General features: G+C 70.4%; 13 protein-coding genes. 7 read left to right on the top strand and 6 right to left on the bottom strand.

The window, feature by feature from the left end; genetic code table 11:
• Positions 1 to 71 precede the first annotated feature (71 nt).
• From ACRWNM_RS04505 to ACRWNM_RS04495, 3 genes are all read left to right on the top strand, one after another.
• The gene (locus ACRWNM_RS04505) at positions 72 to 716 is read left to right on the top strand and encodes a LysE family translocator (RefSeq protein ID WP_431963783.1); all 645 of its coding nucleotides are present in this window, start codon (positions 72 to 74) and stop codon (positions 714 to 716) included.
• A gap of 159 nt (positions 717 to 875) precedes the next feature.
• Complete coding sequence (locus ACRWNM_RS04500; RefSeq protein ID WP_431963781.1) at positions 876 to 1,565, top strand: trimeric intracellular cation channel family protein; 690 nt, start codon at positions 876 to 878, stop codon at positions 1,563 to 1,565.
• A 93-nt stretch (positions 1,566 to 1,658) separates the two neighbouring features.
• Positions 1,659 to 2,330, top strand: a complete 672-nt coding sequence (locus ACRWNM_RS04495) for a CPBP family glutamic-type intramembrane protease (protein WP_431963779.1) — start codon at positions 1,659 to 1,661, stop codon at positions 2,328 to 2,330.
• A gap of 112 nt (positions 2,331 to 2,442) precedes the next feature.
• On the opposite strand, the gene ACRWNM_RS04490 is transcribed toward ACRWNM_RS04495, so the two are convergent.
• Positions 2,443 to 3,630: a pyridoxal phosphate-dependent aminotransferase gene (locus ACRWNM_RS04490; RefSeq protein WP_431963777.1), complete on the bottom strand. Its 1,188-nt coding sequence runs from the start codon at positions 3,628 to 3,630 to the stop codon at positions 2,443 to 2,445.
• Positions 3,631 to 3,808: 178 nt separating this feature from the next.
• Between ACRWNM_RS04490 and ACRWNM_RS04485 the strand changes: the two genes are divergently transcribed.
• The gene (locus ACRWNM_RS04485; protein ID WP_431963775.1) at positions 3,809 to 4,027 is read left to right on the top strand and encodes a hypothetical protein; all 219 of its coding nucleotides are present in this window, start codon (positions 3,809 to 3,811) and stop codon (positions 4,025 to 4,027) included.
• Positions 4,028 to 4,075: 48 nt separating this feature from the next.
• Here ACRWNM_RS04485 and sigJ read toward each other — a convergent pair whose 3' ends face one another.
• Complete coding sequence (gene sigJ, locus ACRWNM_RS04480) at positions 4,076 to 4,996, bottom strand: RNA polymerase sigma factor SigJ (protein ID WP_431963773.1); 921 nt, start codon at positions 4,994 to 4,996, stop codon at positions 4,076 to 4,078.
• Positions 4,997 to 5,100: 104 nt separating this feature from the next.
• Between sigJ and ACRWNM_RS04475 the strand changes: the two genes are divergently transcribed.
• Together ACRWNM_RS04475 and ACRWNM_RS04470 are read left to right on the top strand one after the other, a co-directional pair.
• Positions 5,101 to 5,703 (top strand): GNAT family N-acetyltransferase, encoded by a 603-nt coding sequence (locus ACRWNM_RS04475; protein ID WP_431963771.1) that lies wholly within the window; start codon positions 5,101 to 5,103, stop codon positions 5,701 to 5,703.
• The gene (locus tag ACRWNM_RS04470; RefSeq protein WP_431963769.1) at positions 5,696 to 6,349 is read left to right on the top strand and encodes a class I SAM-dependent methyltransferase; all 654 of its coding nucleotides are present in this window, start codon (positions 5,696 to 5,698) and stop codon (positions 6,347 to 6,349) included. Before ACRWNM_RS04475 ends, ACRWNM_RS04470 begins: the two co-directional genes overlap by 8 nt.
• A gap of 67 nt (positions 6,350 to 6,416) precedes the next feature.
• Here ACRWNM_RS04470 and ACRWNM_RS04465 read toward each other — a convergent pair whose 3' ends face one another.
• The 4 genes from ACRWNM_RS04465 to ACRWNM_RS04450 form a co-directional block, all read right to left on the bottom strand.
• The gene (locus tag ACRWNM_RS04465) at positions 6,417 to 7,559 is read right to left on the bottom strand and encodes a 3-deoxy-7-phosphoheptulonate synthase (RefSeq protein WP_431963767.1); all 1,143 of its coding nucleotides are present in this window, start codon (positions 7,557 to 7,559) and stop codon (positions 6,417 to 6,419) included.
• A gap of 276 nt (positions 7,560 to 7,835) precedes the next feature.
• Positions 7,836 to 8,309, bottom strand: a complete 474-nt coding sequence (locus ACRWNM_RS04460; RefSeq protein WP_431963765.1) for a carboxymuconolactone decarboxylase family protein — start codon at positions 8,307 to 8,309, stop codon at positions 7,836 to 7,838.
• 164 nt (positions 8,310 to 8,473) lie between these two features.
• Positions 8,474 to 9,352 carry an oxidoreductase gene (locus ACRWNM_RS04455; protein WP_431963763.1) on the bottom strand — a complete coding sequence of 293 codons (879 nt, stop codon included), beginning with the start codon at positions 9,350 to 9,352 and terminating at the stop codon, positions 8,474 to 8,476.
• A gap of 67 nt (positions 9,353 to 9,419) precedes the next feature.
• On the bottom strand, positions 9,420 to 12,944 hold the full coding sequence (locus ACRWNM_RS04450) for an amino acid adenylation domain-containing protein (RefSeq protein ID WP_431963761.1): 3,525 nt from the start codon (positions 12,942 to 12,944) through the stop codon (positions 9,420 to 9,422).
• Positions 12,945 to 13,099: 155 nt separating this feature from the next.
• Between ACRWNM_RS04450 and ACRWNM_RS04445 the strand changes: the two genes are divergently transcribed.
• Positions 13,100 to 14,707, top strand: coding sequence for a (2,3-dihydroxybenzoyl)adenylate synthase (locus tag ACRWNM_RS04445; RefSeq protein ID WP_431963759.1), 1,608 nt, complete (start codon positions 13,100 to 13,102; stop codon positions 14,705 to 14,707).
• Positions 14,708 to 14,792 lie beyond the last annotated feature (85 nt).

The following is a 14,792-nucleotide window of genomic DNA, read 5'->3' as shown; positions in this document are numbered from 1 at the left end:
TCACGGTCGGGGTCCACCGGCCCCGAAGTGGACCGAGACGCGGCGCGGTCCGGTCGGCGACGATCGTGGACATGATCGAAACAGCGGCGATACTCGGCGTGGCGGCGGCCGCGCTCGGCATGGTGCTCACCCCGGGACCCAACATGATGTACCTGGTCTCCCGCACGGTATCGCAGGGGCGACGGGCCGGGCTGATCTCGTTGACCGGGGTGGCGGCCGGTTTCGGCGTCTATCTCACCGCCGCCGCCGCGGGCATCACCGCGGTGTTCGCGGTGGTGCCGGGACTGTACGTCGCGGTGAAGCTGGCGGGCGCGGCCTATCTGCTGTGGCTGGCGTGGCACGCGCTGCGGCCGGGCGGCGTCTCGGTGTTCACGCCCTCGGAGCTGCCCACCGACCGAGCGCGCAGGCTGTTCGCCATGGGCCTGGTCACCAACCTGCTCAACCCGAAGATCGCGATCATGTACCTCGCGCTGATCCCGCAGTTCGTCGTGCCCGAGCGCGGGCTGATCTGGCTGCAGAGCCTGTGCCTCGGCGCGGTGCAGATCGCCGTCGCGCTGACCGTGAACGGCCTCATCGTGCTCGCCGCGGGCATGATCTCCGGCTTCCTCACCGGGCGGCCACTGTGGCTGCGCGCCCAGCGGTACGTGATGGGCACCATGCTCGGGTCGATCGCGGTGCTGCTCGCCACCGACCGCGCCCGCCCGGCCCCGGCCTGACGGCGTCGCCGCCGCAACACCCTGGCGATCTCCCCCGCGTTCGCCCCAGTGACAGCTGGTCACCGGGGCGAACGCGGCGTCGGCGGAGGACCCGCCCGTCGCGTGCCCGCAATCGGCGTGCAAACCTGCTGGGCGGAGAAAGAGGAAAGGAGCGGTTTCATGATCGCCGGGTTGGACGTCATGGCCACGCAGCTCGATTCCGCCGTGAACGCCGCCCAGCGCATCGGTGAGCTGCTCGGGGTGATCTCGTTCGCGGCGTCGGGCGCGCTGCTGGCGATGCGCCGGAATCTCGACGTCTTCGGCATGGCGGTGCTGGCCTGTAGCACCGCGCTCGGCGGCGGCGTCATCCGCGACCTGCTCATCGGCCGCACCCCGCCCGCGGCCTTCACCGACCTCACCTACCTGTGCGCATCGCTGCTCACCGCGCTGGTGATCTTCTTCAAGCACCCTTCGCACCGGCTCACCCGCGGCCCGCTCGAGGTCTTCGACGCCATCGGGCTCGGATTGTTCTGCGTGACCGGCACGGCGGTCGCGTATGCCAGCGGGGTGGGCGCGCCGACGGCCGCGCTGCTCGGCATGGTCACCGCGATCGGCGGCGGCGTCATCCGCGACGTGCTCGGCGGCGAGGTGCCGCGGGTGCTGCGCCCGGACCAGGAGCTGTACGCCGTGCCAGCGCTGTTCGGCGCCGCCGCCACCGCGACGCTGCTGCACTTCGACGCCTACTGGACGTGGACCGGTCTGCTCGCGGCCTGCCTCGCCATCGGCTTCCGTATGCTCGCCCGCCGCTACGACTGGCGGGCGCCGCAGGCCCGCCGCAACACCGGCCGTCTCGATCGCACGGCGGACTGACGGACAACCGCGCCCGCGCCGACCTGGACCGCGGATGTCCAGGGGCCGAAGGAGACATGGCATCGCTCGCCGCCCGCCCGTAATCTCGAGAACGTGACGGCGACCGAGCTGCGACGGGACCTTCGATCCGAACGCGGCCGCCGGTCGACCTGGCTCGCCATCGAATTCGTGGCGCTGTACTTCGGACTGGTCGGTGGGTACGCCGCGATCGGCAGTCCGGGCAGCCCGATCCCGCTGCTGGTCGTGCTGGCCGTCGCCGCACACCTCTGGCTGCGACGCCGGGTACAGCCGGACAGCCTTCGGGAGCAACTCCGCACGCTGCGCGCCGTCTTGCCGTCGATGCTGGCCCTCTGGATCGCCGCGGCGATCGCCATCGGGCTGACGCTCGCGGTGTTCAGCCCCGAACGGCTGCTGTCGCTGCCGCGCACCGAACCGCTGCTGTGGGCGGTGGTGATGGTGTTCTATCCGCTGTTCTCGGTGTACCCGCAGGAGCTGATCTTCCGCAAGTTCCTGTTCCAGCGGTACGCACCGGCTTTCGGCGACGGGTGGGCGCTGATCGCCGCGAACGCCGCCGCGTTCGGATTCGCGCACATCATCTTCGGCAACTGGATCGCCGTGGCGCTGACCCTGGTCGGCGGCGTCCTCTTCGGCTACCGGTACCGGCGGACGGGTTCGCTGCTCGTGGTCTCGGTCGAGCACGCACTGTACGGCTGCCTCGCCTTCACCATCGGCCTCGGCGGGTTCCTGTACCACGGCGCGAGCTGATCCCGCCGCGGCCGGATCAGCTCAGCCGGTAGGTGAGTTGCGCGAACTGCCCCATCCGTTCGACGTCGACCAACCACATCCGATCGGCGAGGCAGCAGCGGCGCACCTTCGGTCAGCGTTTACCGCTCGCCGCGACGCCCGCGCGCAGCCGCCGCACGCCCTCGTCCAGCGTCTCGTCGCGCTTGCAGAAGGTGAACCGCACCAGGTGGTTCCACGCCGGCTTGTCGTCGGCGAAGACGCTCACGGGCACCGCGGCCACGCCGATCCGCCCGGGGATCTCGCGGCAGAACTCGAGACCGTCGGCGTGGCCGGTAGGCGTGAGATCGGCGCACACGAAATACCCTCCGCCACTGGCCTTCACGCCGAAGCCCGCGTCGGCCAGCGCCGCCGATAGCCGAAGGCGCTTGTCCGAGAGCGAATCTCGCAGCCGGGCGACCCAGTCGAGCTCGTTGGTCAGCGCGTGCGCGATGGCGGGCTGGAACGGGCCGCCGCCGACGAAGGACAGGAACTGCTTGGCGGCGAGCACGCCGTCGATCAGGTAGGCGGGGCCGCACGCCCAGCCGATCTTCCAGCCGGTGACGCTGAAAGTCTTTGCGGCGCTGGACACCACGACGGTCCGCTCGGCCATGCCCGGCAGCGTCGCCAGGCTGATGTGTTCGTTGCCGTCGTAGACGAGATGTTCGTAGACCTCGTCGGTGAGCACCAACAGGTCGTGCGCACAGGCGATCTCGGCGATCGCGGCGAGATCGGCCATGCCGAGCACGGTCCCGGTGGGATTGTGCGGCGAATTGACCACCAGCATCCTGGTGCGCGGGGTGATCGCGGCGCGCAGGCTGTCCAGATCGAGCACGAAACGATCCCCGTCGGCCACCAGCCGCGCCGTGCGCCGGTGCGCGCCCGCCAGCGCGACCGCCGCCGCGTAGGAGTCGTAGTAGGGCTCGATCAGCACCACCTCGTCGCCGGGCTCGACGAGTCCGAGCATGGCCGCGCTGATCGCCTCGGTCGCCCCGACGGTCACCAGCACCTCCCGCTCCGGGTCGTATTCGGTGCCGTAGCGGCGGGCGCGGTCGTCGGCGATGGCGCGGCGCAGCACCGTCATGCCGCGACCGGGCGGGTACTGGTTGACGCCGTCGGCGATGGCCTGCCTGGCCACCTCGAGCATGCCCGCGGGTCCGTCGGTGTCGGGGAAGCCCTGGCCGAGATTCACCGCCTCGTGCCGGACGGCGAGTTCGGTCATCTCGGCGAAAATCGTGGCGGCAAAGGGACGGAGGCGAGCGACGGTCGCGGGGCGTGCAGGCATACACCGGAGAGTAGCGGAGCGATCGCCATTGTTGCCATTAGATAGCGAACAGCTATGTTTCACATTCTTTTTGGTGCATCTACCTGCATGGTTGTGCGTTCTCCCACAGAGAGCTAGCCTCGCCGTGTTTTATCTCACAAGCCGCCGCACTACCGGCGGCATCTCGAAAGGGGCGCTCATGGCCTCGTATCTCGACCTCGTACTGCAGCCGGCCGCGTCGGAGGTCGCCGGATCCGTACTCGGTCTGATTCGCGAAGTAGCGCACAATCTGATCGCGGGCACCGGCGACTGGTTCACCGGATCGTCGACCGGCGACTGGTTCACCGGGTCCACCACCGGCAACGGCGGCACCGGATCGTCGACGGGCGACTGGTTCACCGGTTCGACGACTCCCTGACCCGTCCGGCCCCCGCCGGGTCGGACGATGAGGGTCCGGCCCGGCGGCTCAGGACAACCGCACGCCGGTCAGCTTGGCCGGATTCGCGTGATCGTAAGTGCCCCAGATCAATCCGTCGCGCACCGTGAACCCGACGACCCGCGCCGGATGCCAATCCTGTTCCTCGGTCTCCGAATCCAGATTCATCACCAGGCCCAATTGCCCGTTCACCGTGGCGAATTCGTAGCGCGTGGCGGCCTGCTCGGAATAGCCGATGCCGTGCTTGCGCACCAGCTCCAGCATGAAGCGGGCGATCCGCTCCGCGCCGCCGACGATCTTCACCACCGTGGAGGTGGTGCCGTTGGCGTCGCCGATCAGCACCGCGTCCGGGTGCAACGCCGTCGCGACCGCGTCGACCTCGTCCGTGGCCAGCGCCACGAGCAGACGCCGCACCGCGGCCTCGTGCTCGACGTCGGACACCGCTGTCGGCACGCCCGCGACGGCCTCGCGCGCCTGGACCGCCAGCTGGCTCGCGTCATCCGCGGAGACGCCGAGGACATCGGCGATCTCCTCGAACGGCACGGCCGCCCCGTCGTGCAGCACGAGCGCCACCCGCTGCGGCGGAGTCAGGGTCTCGAGCGCGACCATCACCGCCATGCGATATTCCTCGCCGCGCACCACCGATTCCAGCGAATCCGGCCTGCTCGACGGGGCGACGCCGGTGACGATGGGCTCCGGCAGCCATTGCCCCACATAGGTTTCCCGGCGCGTCGCGGCGGTGCGCAAGTGGTCCAAGCAGATTCGGCTCACCGTGGTCGTCAGCCAGACGCGCAGATCGTCGATCTCGGACTGGTGTGTCCCCGCCAGACGCAGCCAGCTCTCCTGCACCGCGTCCTCGGCGTCGCCGACGCTGCCCGTCAGCCGGTAGGCGACGGAAAGCAAATGCGCCCGATGTGATTCGAACAGGTCGGCGATAAGAGCGGAAACCATCGGGCCGATTCTACGGTCCGCCCGGCCGGGCGATCACCGCGGTATCCATCCGGTCATCCGATAACCGGATGCTCGCCCCGACCGGTCCGTGTCACGATGACCCGATGGAGATCCGCACGCTGTCCGACGGCGCGGTCTGGCTGTCACCGCCCACCGCGGCCGATACGGATGTCATCGTCGCGCACTGCCAGCACCCGTCCATCGGCCAGTGGACGACGATCCCGGTGCCCTACGGCCGGTCCGACGCGGAGCACTTCCTCGCCGACCTGGTCGGTCCCGGCTGGGCGGGACGCAGCCCGACCTGGGCGCTGCGCCCCGCGCCCGACGGGCCCGTCATCGGCATGATCGGCCTGGCCGAACAGGACGCGTCGGCCTGCGAGATCGGTTTCTGGCTGGCCCCCGAGCACCGCGGCCACGGCCACATGGCGCGCGCGGTGGCGCTGGTCTGCGAGTTCGGCTTCGCCGCCGACGGCATGGCGCTGGCCCGCATCAGCTGGCGCGCGTTCGTCGGCAACTACGCCTCGGCCGCCGCGGTACGCCGCAACGGCTTCCGCTACGAGGGACTGGCCAGGCTCGGTGTGCTGCACCGCGGCGTCCGGCGCGACGAATGGCGGGCGGCCCGCCTGCACAGCGACCCGCCGGGACCGGCCGACGACGCCTGGCCCGCCGAGTTCCTCGCGAGCGGGAGCACGGCCCGCCGTGGGTGACGCCCGGTTTCGCTGGTTCGCCGACGTCATGGAGCTGCGCGGCACGGACCGGGTACTGGAGATCGGCCCCGGTTCGAGCCCGTCGCTGGCACTGCTGGCCGAGCGGGTGACCCATGGGCGCGTCGTCGGCGTCGACCGCTCCGCGACGGCGATCGCCCGCGCGGCGCAACGGCTGGGAGCCGGACGCGGCGCGTCGACAGATCACGCCGAGCCGAGCGCGGACAACCCTGCCGAAGCCGGAGGCCGTGCGCCGACGGACCACGCCGCGCCGAGCGTGGACGAGCCATGTGCGCCTGCGGCGCAAGTGAATTCGGACCGCATCGGTCTCTTCCACGCCGACCTGGCCCGGCTGCGCCCGGAACAGTTGCTCGACACGTTCGGGGTCGATGGCTTCGACAAGATCCTGGCGGTCAACGTCAACGTGTTCTGGACGAAACGGCCGACCGCGGAGCTCGCCGTCATCGAGAAACTGCTGGTCTCCGGCGGCGGGCTGTACCTGTGCTACGGCTACGGCGGTCCGGATGGGGCGTCGACCTCACCGAAGCCGCCGCCGGGGCGCCTGGACGAGTACCTGACAGAGGCAGGCTTCACTGTTCGCACGCGCGCCTCCGGCGACCTGCTGTGCGTGCACGCCGCCCGCGACTAGTTCTCCCACACACCCTTCCCACGCCTCACAGACCGAATGGGCCCGTGAGGCGTCGAAAGAGTATGTGTCATCGGGCGCGGCGCTCGGCGACGGCGTCGGCCAGGCGGTCCAGCTGGGCCGCGGTGGTGGACCAGTCGATGCAGGCGTCGGTGATGGACTGGCCGTAGGTCAGATCGGCGGCGCGGCCGAGGGTGAGGTCCTGACGGCCCGCGACCAGGAAGCTCTCCAGCATGACGCCGACCACGCTGCGCTCGCCCGCGGCGACGCGTTCCGCGATGTCGGTGACCACGTCGACCTGCTTGTTGTGGTCCTTGTTGCTGTTGCCGTGGCTGGCGTCCACCACGATGCGCTGCGGCAGCCCGGCCTTCTCCAGGCGCAGGCACGCTTCGGAGACCGAGGCCACGTCGTAGTTCGGGCCGTTGCTGCCGCCGCGCAGGATCACGTGGCAGTCGGGGTTGCCGGTGGTGCGGATGAGCGCGGAGCGCCCGTCCAGGTCGGTGCCGGGGAAGACGTGGCTGGCCGCCGCGGCCCGCACGCCGTCCACGGCCACCTGCACGTCGCCGTCGGTGCCGTTCTTGATGCCGACCGGCATGGACAGCGCGCTGCTCAGCTGGCGGTGCACCTGGCTCGCCGCGGTGCGCGCGCCGATCGCGCCGTAGGAGACCAGATCCGCGATGTACTGCGGGGTGATCGGGTCGAGGAACTCGCAGGCCACCGGAAGACCGAGGGCGGTGATGTCGACGAGTACCTTGCGTCCGATGCCGAGACCGGTGTTGACGTCGAACGAGCCGTCCAGGTGCGGATCGTTGATGAGGCCCTTCCAGCCGAGGCTGGTGCGCGGCTTCTCGAAGTAGACCCGCATCACCACGTGCAGCCGGTCGTCGAGCTCGGCGGCCTTCTCGGCGAGCCGCCGCGCGTAGTCCAGCGCCGCCGCGGGATCGTGCACGGAGCACGGGCCGACGATCACCATGAGGCGGTCGTCGGCGCCGTCGAGCACGTTCACCGTGGCCTCGCGGCCCGCGCGGACGGTGTCGGCCAGCGGATCGGTGATCGGGTGCACCATGCGCACCTCGGCCGGTGAGCGCAGCGGGCTCACGGACAGGGTGCGCTGGTCATCGAGATCGAACAGCATCGCGGAGCGATTCGACGAGGGGCGGCGGTCGGGTGACGGGTGGGCGTGCCGCGCGTCGACGTCGGCTGCGGTTGTCATCTCTGTGGGTTCCTTTTCTCGAGGCCGACCCACGGACGTGAATACCGTCGAGCCGGTCCATCATCCGGCTCGGGGTGGAAGAAAGTCAGCGCACGTGGTTGCCGCAGACCGACCCACCCAGGGCCGGCTTGCTAAACCAGAAATACACGCGCTGCACGTCGGTCACTGTACCAGGCGCTGGCAGCCGGGTGACGCAAGGGCCAACTTCCAAGATCGTGGCGGCGTCGGCCGTCACATCGATGCCCGTCGGCTACCGCCCGTGGCGCCGGGAAACGATCAGCCCCACTGCCCCGGCTGGTAACTGCCCGCGGGCGTGCCCGCGATGACGTTCATCCGGTTGTAGGTGTTGATCAGCGCGACGAGCGAGATGAGCGCGGCGATCTGGTCCGTGTCGTAGTGCTTCTGGACCTGGGCCCAGGTCTCGTCGCTGACGCCGGTGTGCGCGTCGGCCAGCCGGGTGCCTTCCTCGGTGAGCGCCAGCGCGGCCCGCTCCGCGTCGGTGAACACGGTGGCGTCGCGCCACGCGGCCACCAGGTTCAGTCGCACCTGGTCCTCGCCCGCGTGCAGCGCGTCCTTGCTGTGCATGTCGGTGCAGAAGCCGCAGCCGTTGATCTGACTGGCCCGCAGCTTGACCAGCTCCTGGGTCGCGCGCGGGAGGGTGGACTGATCGACGACCAGCCCGGAGTTGCCGATGCGCTTGGTGAACTTCGCGCCGATCTCGGTGCCGTAGTAGTCGAAACGCGCTTCCATGATGTGCTCCTCGGGTTGTCGGATAGTCGCTCCGGCGGGGCCGGAGCGTCTTACACCGATATGACGACCCACCTCCGCGAGGTGTGACATCGCCCGTTGTGAGCCCGGTCACAGCGCCGGACGCACCGGGCAGGGCCGCGGGCGCTCGACGTCCGAGGGACGCGTCAGGAGAACGAGTAGGTGACGCCGGTGAGCTTCTCCGACAGCTCCCACAGACCGCTCGCGACGGCCTCGTCGCGGGACTGCTTGGTGGAACGCGAGGTGCCCGGGTAGCCGCGCATGCCCCCCAGCCCGGTGGGCCCGTAGAACGCGCCCGGCTCGATCGGGGTGACGGTGGCGGCGTAAAGCTCTGGCAGCGCGCCCATTTCGGCGCTCTGTGCGAACACCCGGTTGCCGATCGACATGAGCGGGTCGAGCAACGACTCGGTGTGCGACTGCAATTCGGTCGCGGCGTAGCCAGGGTGCGCGGCGACCGAGACCTTGGCGGAACCGGCGGCGGTGAGCCTGCGCTGCAGTTCGTAGGCGAACATCAGGTTGGCCAGCTTGGCCTGCCCGTAGGCGGCCCAGCGCTGGTATTTCCTGCGCTCCCAGTTTAGATCGTCGAGGTCGATCTTGCCGATGGCGTGCGCGCCGCTGGACACAGTGACCACGCGGTCCGAGATCTTGTCCAGCAGTAGGCCGGTCAGCGCGAAGTGGCCGAGATGATTGGTGCCGACCTGCATTTCGAAGCCGTCGGCGGTGCGGCCCTGCGGCACCGCCATCACGCCCGCGTTGTTGATCAGCACGTCGACGCGGTCCACCGATTCGGCGAACGCGCGCACCGAGGAGAGGTCGGCCAGATCGAGCTCGCGCACCGTGGCGCGGTCGCCGATCTCCGCGGCCACCCGCTCGCCCTTGCTCACATTGCGACAGGCCAGCACCACATCGGCGCCCGCTCCTGCCAGCGCACGCGCGGCGACCGCGCCGAGTCCGCTGTTCGCGCCGGTGACGATGAACGTCCGGCCGCTCTGGTCGGGAATGCTCGAGGTGTCCCAACGGGTCATGCGGCCGAGTCTAGTCCCGGCGCCTGTTCCCGTCGCCCCGATCGGAATCGGGGCGACGGAACCGGGCTCAGGCCTGCGCGAGGATCTCCTCGTCGGTCATGGCCGCGACCTCCAGGTACAGCCGGGCGACCTCGTCGAGCCGATCCGGCGTGCCCGCCTCGGTCTCCTTGGCGAGCAGCCGTTCGGCCAGACCCGCCACCGAACGGCCGACGAGGATGTCGGCGACCAGCGCGTGATCCACGTCGAGCCATTCGCGGACCCGGGCGATCGCGGTGGTCGCGAGCACCGAGTCGCCGCCGAGCCCGAAGAAGTCGTCGTGCACGCCGAGCCGCGACACGCCGAGCACCTCCGCGACGATCGCCGCGAGCGCCTCCTCCAGCGGCGTGCGCGGCGCGAGATCCGCGATGTCCTGCGCCGAGGGCTCCAGCAGCGCAATCACCGCGCGGCGGTCGAGCTTGCCGTTGTCGGTGAGCGGCATGTCGTCGAGCAGCTCGATGCGGGTCGGAATCATATAGCTGGGCAACAGATCCGAGATCGCGCCGACCAGATCCACGGTGCTGCCCGGATACCCGGCCACCGCGGCGACCAGTTTCGGCGCGCCCGTTCCGACCACGGCCGCGACCGCGTGCCGGACGCCGGGCGCGGTGCGCAGCGCGCTCTCCACCTCGCCGAGTTCCACGCGATAACCGCGGATCTGCACCTGATGGTCGGCGCGGCCGAGGAATTCGATGGTGCCGTCGGGCCAGTAGCGAGCCATGTCGCCGGTGCGGTACCAGCGGATGTCGTCGTGCGTCACGAACCGCTCGGCGGTGCGCTCGGGGTCGTTGCGATAGCCCGCGGCGACGTTCGCTCCGCCGACCCAGAATTCGCCGGGCACCCAGTCCGGGCAGTCGCGACCGGCCGAATTCACCACGCGGCAGCGCACATTACGCAGCGGCACGCCGAACGGCACCGTGGTCCAGTGCGCGGGCGGGTCGCTCACCTCGCAGATGGTGTTGTGGATGGACGTCTCGGTGGCGCCGCCCAGGCCGGAGAAGCGGCAGCCGGGCACCTGCGCGGCGAGCCTGCGGGCGAGATCGGCGCCCACCCAGTCGCCGCCGAGGGTCACCGCGCGCAGCGAGTCGCCCAGCCCGTCGCCGCCGATCTCGAGGATCATGTCGAGCATGCTCGGCACGCAGTTGAGGATGGTCACCCCGAAGTGCCGCAGCAGCTCCACCCAGGTGGTCGCCTCCTCGCGCTGGCGCGGGTTCAGCGCGACAACCGAGCCGCCCACCGAGAACATGCCGAAGATGTCGTAGACCGAGGCGTCGAACTCGAGCGCCGACAGGCCGAGCACTCGGTCGCCGGGTCCGACCTGGAACCATTCGTTCACGGCGTCGATGGTGTTCATCGGGCCGCTGTGCGGCAGGTCGACGCCTTTGGGCAGGCCGGTCGATCCCGAGGTGAACAGCACGTAGGCGATCGCGGAGGTATCCGGAATCACGGGCGCGGCAAGCGGATTCGGGTGCAGCTTGGCCTCGGAGACGGGCACGCAGACGATTTCGGGACGGCCCATGTCCGCCCCGTCGACGGTCAGCGCGGCCACCACCTCGCCGGTGCGCAGGATCTCGGCTCGCCTGCCGACGGGCTGATCGAAGCCGATCGGTACGTACGTCGCGCCCGCCGCGAGCACGCCGAGCACCGCGAGGATCTGATCCGGGCCCTTGGGCAGCTGGACGGCGACCGTATCGCCTTGCCGCACACCCTGATCCCGCAGCGCACCGGCGACGGCCAGCGCCTGCGCGGCCAGTTCGCCGTAGCTCCACCCGCCGTCGACGCCGTCGGTGCGCCACAGCACCGCGGGCGCGTCGGGCGTCGCCGCGGCGTGCTGGAAGAAGCCCTCGTGCAGGGCGCGGCCGGAGACCGGGCCGTCGGTCGCGTTCACCTGGGCCCGCACCGTGGCCTGCGCGAGCGGAAGCCGGACTGCCGCTTCGGCGCTCCACCCGGCCTCGCCCGCGCCGAGCCGCGCGATGGCGTCGGTGTAGCCGGCGAACATCGCATCGATCACGCCCGCCGGGAAGGCGGATTCGCGCACGTCCCAGTTCAGCAGCAGGCCGCCGCGCACCTCGGTTACTTGCGCGTCCAGCAGCACCTGCGGGCCCTGCGAGATGATCCAGATCGGTTCGCCGAAGGTCTCGGTCACCGCGTCGGCGAACAGTTCGCCGAGGTTGAGCGCGCTGGTGTAGACGATCGGCGCGAGGACAGGCTCGCCACGGTGACGACCGAGATCGCGTAGCACCTCGAGGCCGGAATAGGCGGTGTGCGCGCCGCTTTCGTGCATCGACCGCTGGAGCGCCCTGGCCCGGTCGGCGACGGTCATGTCCGCGCTGACGTCCACCTCGAGCATGATCGAGGAGGTGAAATCGCCGACCACGCGGTCGATGTCGGGGTGCACCGGCTCACGGTGGAACAGCGGCACGTTCAGCAGGAAGCGGCTCTGCGCGGACCAGCCGCCGATGGTCTCGGCGAACACCGCCGCCAGCGCCATGGCCGGGGTGATGCCCCGCGCGTGCGCGGCGTCCAGCAGCCGCTGCTTGGCCGCGGGCTCCAACCAGTGGTTGTAGCGGACCGTCCGGTGCGGGTCGACCCGCTCGCTGACCGGAATGGTCGGCAGCTCGGGCGAACCCGGGAGTTCCGGGAGTCGTTCCTGCCACCACTGCTTGTCGCGCTCCCGAGCCGCTTCGTCGATCCGACGTTCGGTGCGATAGCGGCGGTAGCTGTAGGTCTCGGCGGGCAGCGTGCCGCCGTGGTAGAGCTCGGCGAGGTCGGACACGAGCACGCGGTAGCTCATGGCGTCACCCGCGAGCATGTCGACGTCGAGGTGCAGGCGGCTGCGGCCGTCGGCGAGCAGGCTGAGGGTGATGTCGAGGACCTGCCCGTCCTCGATGGCGAGCCGCTGGTGGGTCTTGGCGTCGCGCAGGCGTTCCAGTTCGGCGTCGGCGGCGTCGGCGGATTCCGCGCGCAGGTCGACGACGGAGAACACCGGCCGGTCCGGCGCGGGCATGGTCTGCTGCGTGCCGTCGGGCAGCACTCGGGTGCGCAGCATCGGGTGCGCGGCCACCAGCGCGGCGACGGCGCGCTCCAGCCGCTCGGGATCGACTGCGGCTCCCTCGAATTCGACGTACAGGTGCGCGGCGACGCCGCCCAGATCCTGCTCGTCGGAACGGCCGATCCAGTACGCGTGCTGCATGGTCGCCAGCGGGAAGGGCTCGGACTCGTCGGCCGCGGCGGGCGCGATGTCGGCGGGCGCGGCCTCCGTGGGCGCGGCCTCCGTGGGCGCGGCCTCGGCGCCGAGCAGCCTGGACCATTCCGCGACGGTCGGCGTGGCGGCCAACTGGGCGAAGTTGACGTCGGCGCCGCGCTTGCGCCAACCGCCCGCCAGCTTCATGGTCCGAATCGAATCCAGGCCCAACTGGATCAGATCGTCCTCGTCGGCGATCGCGTCGATCTCGATGCCGAGTTGCCCGGCGATCGCGGCGCGGATCTCGTCCCGGCCGATCACCGCGTTCGCGGTGCTTCCCGCCCCGTCCCCCTGTCGCTGTGCTGGCTCCATGTGCCGCTGTCACTCCTTGGTCGCCGCCGAATCCGGCGGATCGAGACTGCTCGGCGCTAGCGTATCGCACTGAGATAGGGTTGCCTAACCTACATAAAGAGACCCTAATTACTCGATCCGACAACCCCACCCGTCCGGACCTTGTGAGGCAGACCGTGACCACCACATCCAGCACCCACCGCGAGGGCTACGTCCCCTTCCCCGCCGACGCGGCCGAGAACTACCGGGCCGCCGGTTACTGGACCGGCCGCGCGCTCGGCGACCTGCTGCGCGAGACCGCGCGCCGCGCGCCGGAGCGGGCCGCGCTGCTCACCGGCGACGGCGCTCGCAGCTACGCGCAGGTGGACGCCGACGCCGACCGGATGGCACACGGTCTGCTCGCGCTCGGCATCGCGCCGGGCGATCGGGTCGTCGTGCAGCTGCCCAACATGCCCGAGTTCCTGACGGTGCTGTTCGGCCTGCTGCGAGCGGGCATCATCCCGGTGCTGACGCTGCCCGCGCACCGCAGGGCCGAAATCGAGCACCTCACGGCGCTTTCCGAGGCGGTGGCCTACGTCGTCATCGACCGGCAGGGCGATTTCGACTACCGAGAACTCGCCGCCACCGTGCGCGAGTCCGTGCCCAGCCTGCGCCACGTCTTGGTGCTCGGCGAGCCGGGCGTGTTCACCGACCTGAATACTGTTCCGCGCGAGGGCGGCACACTGCCGGAGATCGACCCGAGCGACATCGCGCTCATGCTGGTGTCGGGCGGCACCACCGGTCTGCCGAAGCTCATCGCGCGCACGCACGACGATTACGTCTACAACGCGACCGCCAGCGCCGCGGTCTGCGAGCTCACTCCCGACGACGTCTATCTCGCGACTCTGCCAGCCGCGCACAACTTCCCGCTGGCCTGCCCGGGCATCCTGGGCACCGTCGGCGTCGGCGGCGCGGTCGCGTTCGTCACCGATCCCAGCCCCGAGAACGCCTTCGCCGCCATCGAGAAGCACCGGGTCACGGTCACCGCCGTGGTGCCGCCGCTGGCCCAGCTGTGGTGCGCGGCAACCGAATGGGAGGACGCCGATCTCGGCTCGCTGCGCCTGCTTCAGGTGGGCGGCGCGCGCCTGGCCGAGGTGAACGCCGTCGAGGTCACCCCCGCGCTCGGCGCCACCCTCCAGCAGGTCTTCGGCATGGCCGAGGGTCTGCTCAACTACACCCGGCTCGACGATCCTGCCGAGCTGCTGCACACCACGCAGGGCAGGCCGCTCTCCCCCGCCGACGAGGTGCGCGTGGTGGACGGCGAGGGCGACGACGTCGCGCCGGGCGAGGAGGGCGAGCTGCTCACCAAGGGCCCGTACACGATTCGCGGCTACTACCGCGCGCCCGAGCACAATGCCCGCGCCTTCACCCCGGACGGCTACTACCGCAGCGGCGACCTGGTCCGCCGCCTGCCCTCCGGTCACCTGGTGGTCTCCGGCCGGATCAAGGACGTGATCAACCGCGGCGGCGAGAACATCTCGTGCGACGAGCTCGAGGAGCACCTGCTCGCCCATCCCGCCGTCCGGCACGCCGCCGCCGTCGGACTGCCGGACGCGGCGCTCGGCGAAAAGGTCGGCGCGGTACTTGTCGTGGACGGCGCGATGCCGACGCTCACCGAGATCAAGACCTTCCTCACCGGCCGCGGCCTTGCCACCTACAAGCTGCCCGACGTGCTGCGGCAGGCCGACGCGCTGCCGATCACCGCGGTCGGCAAGATCGACAAGAAGGCTCTGCGCGTCCAATAGAAACGAACCGCTGCGGCGCATTCCAACGCGTCGCGGGGTATTCGACATGTCGCTCGTAACGCGTTCCGGCACCGACAGATACGCC

The organism is Nocardia sp. bgisy134 (assembly GCF_965341865.1).
Taxonomy (GTDB): Bacteria; Actinomycetota; Actinomycetes; order Mycobacteriales; family Mycobacteriaceae; genus Nocardia.
Note: the sequence above shows the minus strand (reverse complement) of the source record. Positions and strands in the feature narration are given on the sequence as shown.

Bases quoted from the DNA above. Each gene is read 5' to 3' on its own strand.
- ACRWNM_RS04485 (WP_431963775.1), top strand. From the start codon at position 3,809: ATGGCCTCGTATCTCGACCTCGTACTGCAGCCGGCCGCGTCGGAGGTC.
- sigJ (WP_431963773.1), bottom strand. From the start codon at position 4,996: ATGGTTTCCGCTCTTATCGCCGACCTGTTCGAATCACATCGGGCGCAT.
- ACRWNM_RS04465 (WP_431963767.1), bottom strand. From the start codon at position 7,559: ATGACAACCGCAGCCGACGTCGACGCGCGGCACGCCCACCCGTCACCC.
- ACRWNM_RS04490 (WP_431963777.1), bottom strand. From the start codon at position 3,630: ATGCCTGCACGCCCCGCGACCGTCGCTCGCCTCCGTCCCTTTGCCGCC.
- ACRWNM_RS04505 (WP_431963783.1), top strand. From the start codon at position 72: ATGATCGAAACAGCGGCGATACTCGGCGTGGCGGCGGCCGCGCTCGGC.
- ACRWNM_RS04455 (WP_431963763.1), bottom strand. From the start codon at position 9,352: ATGACCCGTTGGGACACCTCGAGCATTCCCGACCAGAGCGGCCGGACG.
- ACRWNM_RS04475 (WP_431963771.1), top strand. From the start codon at position 5,101: ATGGAGATCCGCACGCTGTCCGACGGCGCGGTCTGGCTGTCACCGCCC.
- ACRWNM_RS04460 (WP_431963765.1), bottom strand. From the start codon at position 8,309: ATGGAAGCGCGTTTCGACTACTACGGCACCGAGATCGGCGCGAAGTTC.
- ACRWNM_RS04500 (WP_431963781.1), top strand. From the start codon at position 876: ATGATCGCCGGGTTGGACGTCATGGCCACGCAGCTCGATTCCGCCGTG.
- ACRWNM_RS04450 (WP_431963761.1), bottom strand. From the start codon at position 12,944: ATGGAGCCAGCACAGCGACAGGGGGACGGGGCGGGAAGCACCGCGAAC.